This window comes from Cellulomonas sp. NS3, from assembly GCF_024757985.1.
GTDB lineage: Bacteria > Actinomycetota > Actinomycetes > Actinomycetales > Cellulomonadaceae > Cellulomonas_A.
In genome coordinates, this window is record NZ_CP103289.1 from 3,332,965 (window position 1) to 3,347,371 (window position 14,407).

Below are 14,407 nucleotides of genomic sequence, written 5' to 3' on the forward strand. Positions count from 1 at the left end.
GGTGAGCGACGACCGACCAGCCCCGTGCGGCGCGCGACGAGCGACGTGCGCACGGACACGACAGGGGCACACCGTGGCAACCATCGACGACGTGGCACGCGCCGCAGGCGTCTCCACCTCGACCGTCTCCTACGTGCTGTCCGGCAAGCGGCCGATCTCCGGCCCCACGCGCCAGCGCGTCGAGCGCAGCATCCGCGATCTCGGCTACCGCCCCCACGCCGGCGCACGCGCGCTCGCGTCGAGCCGGACCAACGTGCTCGCGCTCATGGCGCCCCTGCGCGTCGACGTCAACGTGAGCGTCATCATGCAGTTCGTCACCGGCGTGGTGACGAGCGCCCGCACCTTCGACCACGACGTCCTGCTGCTCACGCAGGACGACTCCGCGGGCCTCGAGCGCGTCGCGGACGGCTCGATGGTCGACGCGCTGATCATGATGGACATCGAGGCCGACGACCCGCGCGTCCCGGTCCTCGCCGGCCTGCGCCAGCCCGCCGTGCTCATCGGCCTGCCGACCAACACCGAGGGCCTCTCGTGCGTCGACCTCGACTTCGAGGCCGCCGGGCGCACCGCCGTCCGCCACCTCGCGCAGCTCGGTCACCGCCAGGTCGCGCTCATCGGCTCCCCCACCGCGGTGCTCGAGCGGCACACCTCCTACGCCGACCGGATGCACCGCGGCTTCACGCAGCAGTCCGCCGAGCTCGGGCTCGACCACGCCTACGAGCCGTGCGAGTCGTCGCACTCGGGCGCCGTGGACGCCGTCGACCGCGTGCTCGCCCGCATGCCGGGCGTGACCGGGCTCGTCGTGCACAACGAGGTCGCGCTGCCCGCCGTGATCGCGACGCTGCGCGAGCGCGGCCGCACGATCCCCGACGACCTCTCGCTCGTCGCGGTGTGCCCCCAGGACATCGCCGTCGGCCAACCCGTCCCCCTGACCTCCGTGGACATCCCTGCGCACGCGATCGGCCGCGTCGCGGTCGAGATGGCGATGTCCCGCGTGGTGGGCGACCAGCCCGCCGAGACCCGCCTGCTGGCGCCCGTCCTGACCGAGCGGGCCACGACCGCGCCCGCACGATGAGCGCGCGGGCCGCGCCGAGATCGCCGTCGGCCCCGCGGTCCCCCGGCGGCCGGGACCCCCTGTCCCCGCCGCCGGGAGCCGCGTCCCCTGCACCACGTCAGCCCTTGATCGCGCCGAAGATGACGCCCTTCGTGAAGTGCCGCTGGACGAACGGGTAGACGATGAGGATCGGGACGAGCGCCAGCACCATCACCGCCATCTTCGCGGCGAGCGACGGCACCGCACCACCCGCACCGAGCTCGATCACCGTGCCCGTCGTGCCCTGCGGCGGCTGACCGCGCAGCACGTACGCGCGCAGCACCATCTGCAGCGGCCACTTCGCGCTGTCGCGCAGGTACAGCATCGCGTTGAAGAACGCGTTCCAGTAGCCGACGCCGTAGAACAGCGCGACGACCGCGACCACGGCGCGCGACATCGGCAGCACGATCGAGCCGAGCACCCGCCAGTCCCCCGCGCCGTCGATCCGCGCGGCGTCCGTGATCGACGCGTCGATCCCCATGAAGAAGTTCCGCAGGATCAGCACGTTGAACGCGGAGATCGCCCCGGGGAGGATCAGCGCCCAGTACGAGTCGATCAGGCCGAGCTGGCTGACCCACAGGTACGTCGGGATGAGCCCGGCCCCGAAGAACATCGTGATGAGGAAGACGAACAGGATCGGCCGGTGCAGGAACGAGTCGGTGCGCGAGAGCCCGAACGCGGCGAGCACCGAGACCACCGTCGAGATCAGCGTCCCCACGGCCGTCACGCCGATGCTCACGACGACCGAGCGGAACACGACGCCGCCGTCGAGCAGCTGCTGGTAGGCCGCGAACGTGATCTCGCCTGGCACGAGCACCATGCCGCCGGCCTCGCTGATCACCGACTGCGGCGACAGGCTGGTCAGCACGATCGTGTAGAGCGGCCCGAGCACGGCGAGCACGACGAGCGCGAGCGCCGCGAACTTCGCGATCGCGCCGCCGACCGTGGGCGGCTCCTCCCACGCGGGGCGGTGCTTGGACTTCCGGGGCCGCCTGCGGCTGCCCGCGGGCGGCTCGAGGACGATCGCCGGGTTCGTCAGGGAGTTCTCCGTCGCTGTCATGACCGCTTGTACACTCCTGCCTCGCCGAAGACGTGCGCGAGCTTGTTGGCGCCGAGCACGAGGATCAGGCTGACGACCCCCTTCATGAGGCCCGCTGCGGCCGCGAAGCCCCAGTCGCCGAACTGCACACCCTGGAAGTACACGTAGGTGTCGATCACCTCGGAGACCTGCGCGCCGACCATGTCGCGCTGCAGGAGGAGCTGCTCGAACCCGACGGTCAGCGCGTCGCCGAGGCGCAGGATGAGCAGCAGGATGATGACCGGCCGCAGCGCCGGCAGCGTGATGTGCCACATGCGCCGCCACCGGTTCGCGCCGTCCATCACCGCCGCCTCGTACTGCGCGGGGTCCACGGTGCTGAGCGCCGCGAGGAAGATGATGACGCCCCAGCCGGCGTCCTTCCAGATCGACTGCGACGTGATCAGCAGCAGGAACGTGTCGGGGTTGGTCATGATGTCGACCGGCTGCTGCCCGAGGCCGCGCAGCGTCTGGCTGAGCAGGCCGGCACCCCCGAAGAGCTGCTGGAACACCGCGACGACGAGCACCCACGAGAAGAAGTGGGGCAGGTAGACGATCGACTGGATCGTCGTGCGGATCCGCGGGCTCACGACGCTGTTGAGCAGCAGCGCGAGGAAGATCGGCACCGGGAAGTACAGCACGAGCTGGAACACCGTGATCGCGAGCGTGTTCTGCACCGCGTTGAGGAACAACGGGTTGTCGAACACGCGCAGGAAGTTGTCGAAGCCGACCCACGGGCCGCCGAGGAACCCGCGGTAGGGCGAGAACTTCTCCCACGCCATGACGTTCCCGAGCATCGGGATGTACGCGAAGAGCACGAGCAGCACGACGCCGGGCAGCGTCATGAGCAGCAGGGAGCGGTCCCGGCGGAGCTTGGCCCGCCAGGTGATCTTGCGAGCCGGGGGCCGGGCGGGCGAGGTGCCCGCCCGGCGCTTCGGCTCGTCGCCGGACGTCCGCGGGGACGTCGGTGCGTCGAGGGCTGCCACGATCAGGCCTCGAGGACGCCCTGGTAGAACTCGCGCAGCTGGTCGCCGCCCGACTGACGCCACGTCTCGACCGCGGCGTCGAGGTCGTCGAGGGACTTGCGGCCGCGCGAGATGTCCTTCTCGAGGTCGACGAACGGCTGACCGATCGAGGCGTACTCGTCGGGCTCGCTGATCTGCACGCCGTAGAACAGCGGCTCCTCGGTGTACTGCGCGGCGTCCGCGGTGAACTCGCTGGACGCCTTCACGAAGCCCGGGTACTGGACCTTCGCGTTCACGACCGGCGGCGCGGTGAGGAACATGTACGTCGGCTGGAGCTCGGTCGCGGCCAGCTCGGTCGGGACCGGCAGGCCGTCGGCGCCGCGCGTGAAGTGCACGCCCTCGACGCCGTTGTTGATGAGGTCGAACTCGGTGGTGCCGAACGGCGCGGCGAGCAGGTTCGCGATCCGCAGGAGCTCCTCGATGCGCTCGGGGTCGTCCGACTTCTTGAGGAAGCTGAAGATGTTCGCGGGCTGGCCCTTGTAGTAGACCGGGTCACCGCCGTCGGCGCCGAAGGGCGGCAGGGGCTGCTGGTTGTACGTCGGGTTGGTGGTGAGCTGTCGGCCGAGCGCCTCGTGCCACCCACCGATGCCGTCGTTCATCACGAGCAGCTTCCCGGACTCGAAGAGCTCCTTGTTCCAGGCGGTGTCGATGTCGGGGTGCACGAGCCCGGCGGCCCACACCGCGGCGTTCCACTCGAGGGCCTTGCGGTACTCCTCGGTCTCGACGCGGTGGACGAGCTTGCCGTCCACGAGCTTCCACTTGGGCACGACGCCGTGGATGATCGTCGACGTGTTCCACAGGTCCGCCGCGGCGTAGACGCCGGCCGACGGGTTGTTGATCTCCTGGAGCAGCGCCAGGAGGTCGTCGGCGCTCTTCACGTCCGGCGTGATGCCCAGGCCGTCGAGGATGTCCTTGCGGTAGAACACCACGTCGTTGATGACCTCGCCGGGGAACGGCAGGCCGTACAGGCGGCCGTTGAACGACGACCACTGCCAGGCGGCGGTGGGGATGTTCGCGAGGTTCGGGTACTCGAGCGCCTTGTCGCCGGCGAGGAAGTCGGTCAGGTCCTGGAAGACGTTGGGCACGACCTCGGAGGCGAAGCGCGGCGGGACGTTCCACGTCGGGACGCAGACCCAGTCCGGCAGGTCGTCCGCGGCCGAGAGCGCGGTCGCGAGCACCGTGCCGTAGTCGTTGCCGTCGGCGATGTTGAACGTGATGGTCGCGCCGAGCGCGGCGTTCACGGCCTCGTAGTACTGGTTGCCCTTGACCGGCGGCGGCGTGCCCCACAGCGGGGTCATCGCGGTGAACTCGGTCCCGTTGCCCGGGGGCTCCTCGACCGACTGCACGAGGTCCGTCGGGATCGTCTCGTAGCCCGCCGTCGACCCGTTGACGCTCGGGTAGTCGGGCTCCGCGAAGACGATCTCCTTGTACGTGGGCAGCACGTCGGCGCCGGCCGTCGCCCCGGGCTCCGCCGTCACGCCGGCCTCGCCGTTCGAGCACGCGGTCAGCAGCGACGGGACCCCGACGACGGCCGCGCCCGCGGCGACCATCCCGAGGAAGGACCGCCGCTTGACGGCGATCTCCCCGACCTGGCCGAGCTGTGTGGTGGTGTTCATGAGCGCCCTTCACTCCCTTGTGGAAACGCGGTGTCCTCGTGGTCCCCCGTGCCGACGACCCGCGATCGTCCGTGATCGGTGCGGGTGTCGGTCGATCCGCGAACATCGAAGCGGTTCGACGCCCGCACTCTACGGCCTCCCCCCGCGACCGAGCAACCACTGCCCAGATCGAGACCGGAACGTCATCGCGACGGGCGCGCGGCCGGTCGTAGGCAGGTCGACCGGTGCTCACGCGTCCGCTAGCGTGTGGCCCGCGTCACGCCCAGCACGTGGCTGCTATCGTCGAAACGGTTCGACGATCCGATCGAAGCGGTCCCCCCGCAGCGCGCCTCGCCGCAGCGCAGGACCGGTTCGCCCACCGCACCAGAACGAGGGACCCCCGTGGCCGACGACGACCTCCAGGCAGCCCCGACGTACCGCGACCCCGCCCAGCCGTTCCCGGCCCGGGCCCGTGACCTGCTCGCACGGCTCACGCTCGACGAGAAGGTCGCGCTGCTGCACCAGCACGCGCCCGCGGTCGACCGCGTCGGGCTGCGGGCCTTCCACACCGGCGCCGAGGTGCTGCACGGCGTCGCGTGGCTCGGCGTCGCGACGTCGTTCCCGCAGCCCGTCGGGCTCGCCGCGACCTGGGACGCGGCGCTGCTGACCCGGGTCGGCGAGGTCGTCGGCACCGAGCTCCGCGCCAAGCACGCCGCCGACCCCGCCGTGAGCCTCAACGTCTGGGCGCCGGTCGTGAACCCCCTGCGCCACCCCCTGTGGGGCCGCAACGAGGAGGGCTTCTCCGAGGACCCGCACCTCACGGCGCACCTCGCGACCGCCTACGCCCGTGGCCTGCGCGGGGACCACCCCGTCTACTGGCGCACGGTGCCCACGCTCAAGCACTTCCTGGCGTACAACAACGAGACCGACCGCGCGCTCACGAGCTCGCAGCTGCGCCCGCGCGTGCTGCACGAGTACGAGCTGCCCGCGTACCGCGGACCCATCGAGGCCGGCGTGGTCGGCGCCGTCATGCCGTCGTACAACCTCGTCAACGGGCGGCCCAACCACGTCGCCCGGGAGCTGCTCGACGAGCTGCGCAGCTGGACCGACGCCTCGCTCATGGTCGTGTCCGACGCCGCCGCGCCCGGCAACCTCGTGACGTTCGAGCGGTACTACGACGACCACGTCGAGAGCCACGCCGCGATGGTGCGGGCCGGCGTCGACTCGTTCACCGACAACGACGCCGACACCCGCCCGACCGTCGAGCGCCTGCACGCGGCGCTCGAGCGCGGGCTGCTCACCGAGGCCGAGGTCGACCGGGCCGTGCTGCGCCAGCTCGAGCTGCGCCTCGCGACCGGCGAGCTCGACCCCGGCCTCGACCCGTACGCCGGCGTGGGGGCGGACGCGCTCGACCTGCCGGAGCACCGCGCGCTCGCGCGTGAGGTCGCGGCGCGCGCCGTGGTCGTGCTCCAGAACGACGGCGTGCTGCCGCTGCGGCCCGGCGCGAGCGTCGCCGTCGTCGGCCCGCTCGCCGACCGCGTGCTGCAGGACTGGTACTCCGGCACCCCGCCGTACCTCGTGGGCCTCGGCAGCGCGCTCGCCGAGCGGCTCGGCTCGTCCGCGGTCCGCGTCGCCGACGGTGCGGATCGCGTCGCGCTGCGGTCCCTGACCACGGGCGCGTACGTGCGCCAGGTCGACGCCGCGACCCCCCTCACGGCCGACGCCCGCACCGCGACCGACGAGGGCGCCGCGTTCGACGTGACGTCGTGGGGCGAGGGCCTCGTGACGCTGCGCGGCGTCCGCTCAGGGCTGCTCTGGTCCGGTGCCGGCTGGGTCGTGCGCGCCGACGCCGAGCGCGTCGGCGGCTGGGTCGCCCAGGAGAGCTTCCGGCTGCACCGGCACCCCGACGGCACGTGGTCCGTCCAGCACGTCGGCTCGGGCCGGTGGGTCCGCGTCCAGAACGACACCACCGGCACGCTCGTGGCCGAGGCGCACGATGCCGCCGACGCCGAGCGGTTCACGCTGCGCACGCTCCGCTCCGGGCACGCCGAGGTCGCCGAGGCGGCCGCGGGCGCCGACGTCGTGGTCGTCGCGGTCGGGAACGACCCGCACCTGCTCGGGCGCGAGACCGAGGACCGCCCGCACCTGCGCCTGCCCGACGCGTCCGCCGAGCTCTGGCGCACCGCGCGCGACGCGAACCCCCGCGCGGTGCTCGCGGTGGTGTCCTCCTACCCGTACGTGCTCGGTCCCGTGGCCGACGAGGCCGCCGCGGTCCTGTGGTCCTCGCACGCCGGCCAGGAGCTCGGGCACGGGCTCACCGACGTGCTCGTGGGCGACGTCGAACCCTCCGGGCACCTCGCGCAGACCTGGGTCGCGGACGAGTCCCACGTCGGTGACCTGCTCGACTACGACGTGATCAGCGCCGGGTCGACGTACTGGTACGCCCGGCACGAGCCGCTCTACGCGTTCGGCCACGGGCTGTCGTACACGACGGTCGAGCACCGCGGCCTCCGCGTCGTGGCCCCGTCCGGCGCCGTGACCGGTGCGACGGACGGCGCCGACCCGGCGACCGGCGGCCGGCCCGCCGCGGCCGGCCCCGTGCGGGTCGACGCCGACGCGCACCTCGACGTCGAGGTCGACGTCGCGAACACCGGGGACCGCACGGTCGACGAGCTCGTGCAGGTCTACGCGAGCGCCGTCGACCACCGGCTCACGGTCCCCCGCCGTCGCCTGCTCGGCCACGTCCGCGTGCCGCTCGAGCCCGGCGCCGTCGCGACCGCGACGGTCCGGGTCAGGGTCGCCGACCTCGCCGTCTGGGACGTCACGCGCGACGCGCTCGCGGTCGAGCCCGGCAGGTATGTGCTCCACGCGGGCTCGTCGTCGACCCACCTGCCCGTGAACGCCGAGGTGGTCGTCGCCGGGGATCCCGTCGCGCCGCGCGACGCCCTCGACCGACCCCTCCGGGCGACCGACTTCGACGACCACGACGGCATCGAGCTCGCCGAGCGCACGCGCGACGCGGGCGACGCCGTCCAGGTGCCGCGGGGCTGTGGCTCCGCCGCCGTGACGCTGCGGGACGTCGACGCCCGGGGTGCCGCGCGGCTCGGGCTCACCGTCGCCCGGACCCGCGCCGGGGCCGCGTCCGTCCGCGTCGAGGTGCGCGACGGCGCCGGGGCGTGGCAGGTCGCCGCCTCGGCCGACGTCCCGGCGGACGGCGCGCGCCACGACTGGAGCACGGTCGACGCCGTGCGGGGTCCGGCGTGGGATGCGCTCACCGACGCGGTGACGGACCTGCGGGTGGTGCTCACCGGACCTGCCCGCCTGACCGAGCTCACGTTCGGCGGCTGAGTCGCGGCGGGCGCCGGGGTCGTGCGGGCGAGCCGCAGCACCCCGGAGCCGGCACGCGATCGGCCGGGTGCCGGCAACACCGGGCGAGCCACCGGCAGCGGCCAGGCCTCAGCCGGCCCGGGCGAGCCGCCGGGCACCGTGCGCGAGCAGCCGCAGGTAGGCGTGCTGGACGAGCGGCACCGCCCAGGCGAGCGGCACGAGCCAGCGCCACGCCGGGCGGCTGAAGGCGTCGACGACGAACCACAGCACGCCCGCGTCGTCGCGCTCGACCCGGAACGACTCCTCGCCGACGAACGGGTGTCCCGGCAGGCTGCCGTAACCGAACCCGACGCTGCGCTCGCCCGTCTCGGCCCACACGACCCGGCACGGCACGACCAGGCGCAGCGGGCCGGCACCCAGGCGCGTGCGGACGTCCACCCCCACGTCGGCGACCGGGGCGTCGGCGTCCACCGTGACGTGCGCCGCGGCGTGCACGCGCCACGCGAGCAGGCCGCGCCCGACGACACCGAGGTCGCCGCGACCGAGGCGGTGCCGGACGTGCAGGTGCCGGTACCCGGCCGGCAGCGGACCCCCGCGCGTCGCCGCGACCTCGGGGTAGGTCAGGCCCGGGCGCCCCGGGGACCCCTCGTCGCGCGTGCGCGCGGTCATCAGAACAGGCGCGAGTCGACGTCGTCCACGCCACGCATCGCGTCGTAGTCGAGCACGACGCACGCGATGCCGCGGTCCGTCGCGAGGACCCGGGCCTGGGGCTTGATCTCCTGCGCCGCGAAGACCCCGCGCACCGGCGCCAGGTGCGGGTCACGGTTCAGCAGCTCGAGGTAGCGCGTGAGCTGCTCGACGCCGTCGATGTCGCCGCGGCGCTTGATCTCGATCGCGACCGCCACGCCCGCGGCGTCGCGCGCGAGGATGTCGACCGGCCCGATCGCCGTCGGGAACTCGCGCCGCACGAGCGTGTGACCGCCGCCGAGCAGGTCGATCTGCGCCGCGAGCAGCTCCTGGAGGTGGGCCTCGACGCCGTCCTTGACGAGCCCGGGGTCGACCCCGAGCTCGTGCGCCGAGTCGTGCAGCACGTCGTGCACCTCGACGACGAGCCGGTCGTCGCTCTTGGCGTGCTGCACCGTCCAGACCTGGCTCACGCCGCGCTCGACGGCCTCGGCGTCGGGCTCGCCGATCGCGAGCGAGCACGGCGGGCTCATCCAGTTCAGGGGCTTGTACGAGCCGCCGTCGGAGTGCAGCAGCACGCTGCCGTCCGCCTTGACCAGCACCAGCCGGGTCGCGAGCGGCAGGTGGGCGTTGAGCCGGCCGCTGTAGCGCGCCGAGCAGCGCGCGACGACGAGGCGCATGCGGGGGGTTCCTCTCGTGGACGGCGACGACGCGCCGTCAGATCACGCGGCTGATCGTCGGTGGGGTGGCCTCGAGCCACGACGTGAGGCCCGCCGACGCCTCGGGGCTCATGAGCAGGTCGAAGGACTCGCCCTGCACCGTGCACCGCACGGCGACCTGCCGGCCGAAGCGAGGTGACTCCTCGATCACGGCGCGCTCGCACACGACGATCGCCGACCGCCGCCAGCACCGCGAGGGCCGCACCGACAACGACCGGGCCCGCCACCAGTACAGGCTCTGGGCGCCGTACTGGCCGACGCCCGTGACCCACGACGCGGACGGGCCCTCCGAGCGGCGGAACGCACACTCGAAGGACCCGACGCGACGCGTGAGTCGGCCCAGCCTCGACACGCTGAGACCGAGCACGATCAGGGCGACGACCACCGCTCCGAGGAGCACGAGAGCGATCTGCTGCCCTGACATGACTGCTCCGTCAGTGCGCGACCTGAGTGCCGGTCGTGTCCTCGACCGAGTCCACCACGACCGTCACCAGGTCCGAGTCGACGGACAGGAACCCGCCCCCGACCGTCCAGCGCAGGACCTCGCCGCCGGCCCGGGCGACCCGGACCTCACCGCGGCGCAGCACCGAGAGCACCGGGGTGTGCCCGGCGAGGATGCCGATCTCCCCGTCCGCGGCCGGCGCGCTCACCTGCCGCGCGTGGCCCGACCAGATCTTGCCGTCGGCGGCGACGACGTCGACCTCCAGCTCAGCCATGCTGACTCCCTCTGCTCAGTTCGAACCCGGTCGTGGACGCAGGCGTCAGACGCCGTAGTCCTTCTGGATCCGGGCCCAGTTGCGCTCGAGGTCCTCGAGGCCGCCGATGTTGAAGAACGCCTGCTCGGCGATGTGGTCGAACTCGCCGTCCGCGATCCGCGAGAACGCCTCGACGGTCTCCGCGACCGGGACCGTCGAGCCCACGACGCCCGTGAACTTCTCGGCCATGTAGGTGTTCTGCGACAGGAACTGCTGGATACGGCGTGCCCGGGCGACGACGGTCTTGTCCTCCTCGGACAGCTCGTCGACACCGAGGATCGCGATGATGTCCTGGAGCTCCTTGTTGCGCTGCAGGATCGACTTCACGCGCGTGGCCGTGTCGTAGTGCGCCTGGCCGACGTAGCGCGGGTCGAGGATGCGGCTCGTCGAGGCGAGCGGGTCGACCGCGGGGTACAGGCCGCGCGAGGCGATCTCACGGCTGAGCTCGGTCGTCGCGTCGAGGTGCGCGAACGTGGTGGCCGGCGCCGGGTCGGTGTAGTCGTCGGCGGGGACGTAGATCGCCTGGAGCGACGTGATCGAGTGACCACGCGTCGAGGTGATGCGCTCCTGGAGCTGACCCATCTCGTCGGCCAGGTTCGGCTGGTAGCCGACGGCGGACGGCATGCGGCCGAGCAGCGTCGAGACCTCCGAGCCGGCCTGCGTGAACCGGAAGATGTTGTCGATGAAGAGCAGCACGTCCTGCTTCTGCACGTCGCGGAAGTACTCCGCCATCGTCAGCGCGGACAGGGCGACGCGCAGACGCGTGCCCGGCGGCTCGTCCATCTGGCCGAAGACGAGGGCCGTCTTGTCGAAGACGCCGGCCTCCTCCATCTCGACGATGAGGTCGTTGCCCTCACGGGTGCGCTCGCCGACACCGGCGAACACCGACACACCACCGTGGTTCTGGGCGACGCGCTGGATCATCTCCTGGATGAGGACCGTCTTGCCGACGCCCGCACCACCGAAGAGGCCGATCTTCCCGCCCAGCACGTACGGCGTGAGCAGGTCGATGACCTTGATGCCGGTCTCGAACATCTGCGTCTTCGACTCGAGCTGGTCGAAGGCCGGGGGCTTGCGGTGGATGGGCCAGCGCTCGGTGATCTCGAGCTTCTCGCCCTCCTCGAGGTTGAGCACCTCGCCGATCACGTTGAAGACGCGGCCCTTGGTCACGTCGCCGACGGGCACGCTGATGGGCGCCCCCGTGTCGCGGACGAGCGCGCCGCGGACGAGACCGTCCGTGGGGCGCAGCGCGACGGCACGCACGAGGGAGTCACCCAGGTGCTGGGCGACCTCGAGCGTCATCGTGAACGAGCCGTCCTGCTCGCCCTCGCCCTGCGAGGACAGGTCGATGTCGACCTGGAGCGCGTTGTAGATGTCCGGGATCTGGTCCGACGGGAACTCGATGTCCACGACGGGGCCGATGACCCGGGCGACGCGACCCACTCCGGGCGCGCCCGGGTCGGTCGCCGTGGCGTCGACGGTGGTGGCGGTCATGTCCTGCCTCGCTTCGCTCGTCCGGAGCGGACTCCGGCGTGGTCTGGGTCGTGCTGGTGTCAGGAGGCGAGCGCGTCGGCGCCCGACACGATCTCGCTGATCTCCTGGGTGATCTCTGCCTGGCGGGCCTGGTTCGCGAGCCGCGTGTACATGCGCACGAGGTCCTCGGCGTTCTCGGTCGCCGTGTGCATGGCCCGCTGGCGGGCGGCGAGCTCGGAGGCGGCCGCCTGCAGCATGCAGCTGTAGATGCGGCTGCGGACGTAGCGCGGGAGCAGCGCGTCGAGCACGGCCTCCGGGCTGGGCTCGAAGTCGTACAGCGGCAGCGCGTCGCCCTCGCCGGCGGGCGCGACGCCCTCGACGACCTCGAGGGGGAGCATGCGGATGACGCGCGGCCGCTGCGTGACCATGTTGACGAACTGCGTGTACACGACGTGCAGCTCGCCGACCCCGCCGGCCTCGACCGGGGCGTCGAACGCGCTCAGGAGCGTGTCGGCGATGTCGTCGGCCACGTCGACCTGCGGTGCGTCGGAGCCGCCCTGCCACTGCGCCGCGAGCTCACGGCGGCGGAAGGTGTAGTAGGACACCGCGCGACGCCCGGAGACGTAGAGCGCGACCTCCTTGCCCGACGCCTGGAGCCGCTCGACGAGCCGCTCCGTCTCGCGGATGACGCTCGCCGAGTAGGCGCCCGCCATGCCGCGGTCGGAGGCGATGAGCAGCACCGCGACGCGGTTCGTGTCCGTGCGCTCGGTCAGCAGCGGGTGCGACGTGCTCGAGTGCGTCGCGAGCGCCGAGACGGCGCGCGTGATCGCCCGCGAGTACGGCGTCGCCTGCGCGACCCGGCCCCGCGCACGCCCGATGCGGGACGCGGCGATGAGCTCCTGCGCCCGGAACATCTTCTTGAGCGCCTGCGTCGACTTGATCCGCTGCTTGTAGACGCGCTGGGTACCGGCCATCGGTCAGGCCTTCTTCTGACGGACGATCTGCTCCTGCTCGACCGGCACGGACTCGCCCTCGTCGTCCCCGCCGACGAGCGGCGAGCCGTCGCCCTTGAGGAAGCCGTTGCGGAAGTCGTCGATCGCCGAGGACAGCGCCGACTCGGTCGCCTCGTCGAGCTTGCCCGTCGACGCGATCGTGGTCAGGACGTCGCTGTTGCGGCGCAGGTGGTCCAGCAGCTCGGTCTCGAACCGCCGCACGTCCTCGACCGGGACGTCGTCCAGCTTGCCCTTGGTGCCGGCCCAGATCGACGCGACCTGGTCCTCGACCGGGTACGGGCTGTACTGGCCCTGCTTGAGCAGCTCCATGAGGCGCGCACCACGGGTCAGCTGCGCACGCGACGCGGCGTCGAGGTCCGAGGCGAACATCGCGAACGCCTCGAGCGAGCGGAACTGCGCGAGGTCGAGCTTCAGCGTGCCGGAGACCTGCTTCATCGCCTTGACCTGCGCGGCACCACCGACGCGGGACACCGAGATGCCGACGTCGACGGCGGGGCGCTGGTCGGCGTTGAACAGGTCCGACTGCAGGAAGATCTGGCCGTCGGTGATCGAGATGACGTTGGTCGGGATGTACGCCGAGACGTCGTTGGCCTTCGTCTCGATCATCGGCAGACCGGTCATCGAGCCGCCGCCGAGCTCGTCCGAGAGCTTGGCACAGCGCTCGAGCAGGCGGGAGTGCAGGTAGAAGACGTCACCGGGGTACGCCTCGCGGCCCGGCGGGCGGCGGAGCAGCAGCGACACGGCGCGGTAGGCCTCGGCCTGCTTCGACAGGTCGTCGAACACGATGAGGACGTGCTTGCCCTGGTACATCCAGTGCTGGCCGATGGCCGAGCCGGTGTACGGCGCGAGGTACTTGAAGCCGGCCGGGTCGGACGCCGGCGACGCGACGATGGTCGTGTACTCGAGAGCACCGGCCTCCTCGAGCGCGCCACGCACCGCGGCGATGGTCGAGCCCTTCTGGCCGATCGCGACGTAGATGCAGCGGACCTGCTTGGTCGGGTCGCCCGACTCCCAGTTCGCCTTCTGGTTGATGATCGTGTCGATCGCGATCGCCGTCTTGCCCGTCTGGCGGTCGCCGATGATCAGCTGACGCTGGCCGCGGCCGATCGGGATCATCGCGTCGATGGCCTTGAGGCCCGTCTGGAGCGGCTCGTGCACGCTCTTGCGGTGCATGACGCCGGGCGCCTGCAGCTCGAGCGCGCGGCGACCCTCCGTGACGAGCTCGCCGAGGCCGTCGATCGGCTCGCCGAGCGGGTCGACGACGCGGCCGAGGTAGCCGTCACCGATCGGGACCGAGAGCACCTCGCCCGTGCGGCGGACCTCCTGGCCCTCCTCGATGCCGGTGAACTCGCCGAGCACGACGACGCCGATCTCGCGGACGTCGAGGTTGAGCGCGAGGCCGAGCGTGCCGTCCTCGAAGCGCAGCAGCTCGTTGGCCATGCAGCCGGGCAGACCCTCGACCTGCGCGATGCCGTCGCCCGCCAGGGTGACCCGGCCGACCTCTTCGGTGACCGCGCCGGTGGGCTCGTAGGACTTCACGAAGCTGTCCAGCGCGGAGCGGATGTCCTCCGGCCGGATCGTCAGCTCAGCCATTGCTTCTCTCCTGTCGTGTCGCACGCGGGTCGCGTGCGGGTCGAACGCGTTCTGG

The 14,407-nt window shown here is 72.2% G+C and carries 12 protein-coding genes; 2 read left to right on the forward strand and 10 right to left on the reverse strand.

The features are described 5' to 3' along the window. The first annotated feature begins 73 nt into the window (after positions 1-73). Positions 74-1,075, forward strand: coding sequence for a LacI family DNA-binding transcriptional regulator (locus NXY84_RS15165; RefSeq protein WP_258723893.1), 1,002 nt, complete (start codon positions 74-76; stop codon positions 1,073-1,075). Between the two features lie 97 nt (positions 1,076-1,172). Here the strand turns inward: NXY84_RS15165 and NXY84_RS15170 are convergent, their stop codons facing one another. From NXY84_RS15170 to NXY84_RS15180, 3 genes are read right to left on the reverse strand one after another with little or no spacing between them, the layout of a single operon-like run. After that, on the reverse strand, positions 1,173-2,153 hold the full coding sequence (locus tag NXY84_RS15170; protein WP_034627958.1) for a carbohydrate ABC transporter permease: 981 nt from the start codon (positions 2,151-2,153) through the stop codon (positions 1,173-1,175). After that, complete coding sequence (locus NXY84_RS15175; RefSeq protein ID WP_396126248.1) at positions 2,150-3,154, reverse strand: ABC transporter permease; 1,005 nt, start codon at positions 3,152-3,154, stop codon at positions 2,150-2,152. Before NXY84_RS15175 ends, NXY84_RS15170 begins: the two co-directional genes overlap by 4 nt. Positions 3,155-3,156: 2 nt before the next feature. Then, entirely contained in the window at positions 3,157-4,809 is a 1,653-nt protein-coding gene (locus NXY84_RS15180; protein ID WP_258723894.1) for an extracellular solute-binding protein, read from the reverse strand. A gap of 381 nt (positions 4,810-5,190) precedes the next feature. Here NXY84_RS15180 and NXY84_RS15185 point away from each other — a divergent pair, with 381 nt between their 5' ends. Beyond that, the gene (locus tag NXY84_RS15185) at positions 5,191-8,136 is read left to right on the forward strand and encodes a glycoside hydrolase family 3 C-terminal domain-containing protein (protein WP_258723895.1); all 2,946 of its coding nucleotides are present in this window, start codon (positions 5,191-5,193) and stop codon (positions 8,134-8,136) included. 108 nt (positions 8,137-8,244) lie between these two features. Here NXY84_RS15185 and NXY84_RS15190 read toward each other — a convergent pair whose 3' ends face one another. The 7 genes from NXY84_RS15190 to atpA are packed head-to-tail and all read right to left on the reverse strand — an operon-like array spanning position 8,245 to position 14,352. Then, on the reverse strand, positions 8,245-8,784 hold the full coding sequence (locus NXY84_RS15190; RefSeq protein WP_258723896.1) for a DUF1990 family protein: 540 nt from the start codon (positions 8,782-8,784) through the stop codon (positions 8,245-8,247). Then, on the reverse strand, positions 8,784-9,479 hold the full coding sequence (nucS, locus tag NXY84_RS15195; RefSeq protein ID WP_258723897.1) for an endonuclease NucS: 696 nt from the start codon (positions 9,477-9,479) through the stop codon (positions 8,784-8,786). Before nucS ends, NXY84_RS15190 begins: the two co-directional genes overlap by 1 nt. A gap of 37 nt (positions 9,480-9,516) precedes the next feature. Continuing rightward, positions 9,517-9,942, reverse strand: coding sequence for a DUF2550 domain-containing protein (locus NXY84_RS15200; RefSeq protein ID WP_258723898.1), 426 nt, complete (start codon positions 9,940-9,942; stop codon positions 9,517-9,519). A gap of 10 nt (positions 9,943-9,952) precedes the next feature. Continuing rightward, complete coding sequence (locus NXY84_RS15205; protein WP_183296639.1) at positions 9,953-10,234, reverse strand: F0F1 ATP synthase subunit epsilon; 282 nt, start codon at positions 10,232-10,234, stop codon at positions 9,953-9,955. 45 nt (positions 10,235-10,279) lie between these two features. Then, a complete protein-coding gene (atpD, locus tag NXY84_RS15210; protein ID WP_258723899.1) occupies positions 10,280-11,767 on the reverse strand; it encodes a F0F1 ATP synthase subunit beta in 1,488 nt (495 codons plus the stop codon). Positions 11,768-11,826: 59 nt separating this feature from the next. After that, a complete protein-coding gene (locus NXY84_RS15215; RefSeq protein WP_258723900.1) occupies positions 11,827-12,720 on the reverse strand; it encodes a F0F1 ATP synthase subunit gamma in 894 nt (297 codons plus the stop codon). Between the two features lie 3 nt (positions 12,721-12,723). Beyond that, entirely contained in the window at positions 12,724-14,352 is a 1,629-nt protein-coding gene (gene atpA, locus NXY84_RS15220) for a F0F1 ATP synthase subunit alpha (protein WP_258723901.1), read from the reverse strand. Between the last annotated feature and the right edge of the window lie 55 nt (positions 14,353-14,407).

Excerpts from the sequence above, each read along its gene's own strand:
- NXY84_RS15205 (WP_183296639.1), bottom strand. The coding sequence starts at position 10,234 with ATGGCTGAGCTGGAGGTCGACGTCGTCGCCGCCGACGGCAAGATCTGG.
- NXY84_RS15180 (WP_258723894.1), bottom strand. The coding sequence starts at position 4,809 with ATGAACACCACCACACAGCTCGGCCAGGTCGGGGAGATCGCCGTCAAG.
- nucS (WP_258723897.1), bottom strand. The coding sequence starts at position 9,479 with ATGCGCCTCGTCGTCGCGCGCTGCTCGGCGCGCTACAGCGGCCGGCTC.
- NXY84_RS15190 (WP_258723896.1), bottom strand. The coding sequence starts at position 8,784 with ATGACCGCGCGCACGCGCGACGAGGGGTCCCCGGGGCGCCCGGGCCTG.
- NXY84_RS15215 (WP_258723900.1), bottom strand. The coding sequence starts at position 12,720 with ATGGCCGGTACCCAGCGCGTCTACAAGCAGCGGATCAAGTCGACGCAG.
- atpA (WP_258723901.1), bottom strand. The coding sequence starts at position 14,352 with ATGGCTGAGCTGACGATCCGGCCGGAGGACATCCGCTCCGCGCTGGAC.
- NXY84_RS15170 (WP_034627958.1), bottom strand. The coding sequence starts at position 2,153 with ATGACAGCGACGGAGAACTCCCTGACGAACCCGGCGATCGTCCTCGAG.
- atpD (WP_258723899.1), bottom strand. The coding sequence starts at position 11,767 with ATGACCGCCACCACCGTCGACGCCACGGCGACCGACCCGGGCGCGCCC.
- NXY84_RS15200 (WP_258723898.1), bottom strand. The coding sequence starts at position 9,942 with ATGTCAGGGCAGCAGATCGCTCTCGTGCTCCTCGGAGCGGTGGTCGTC.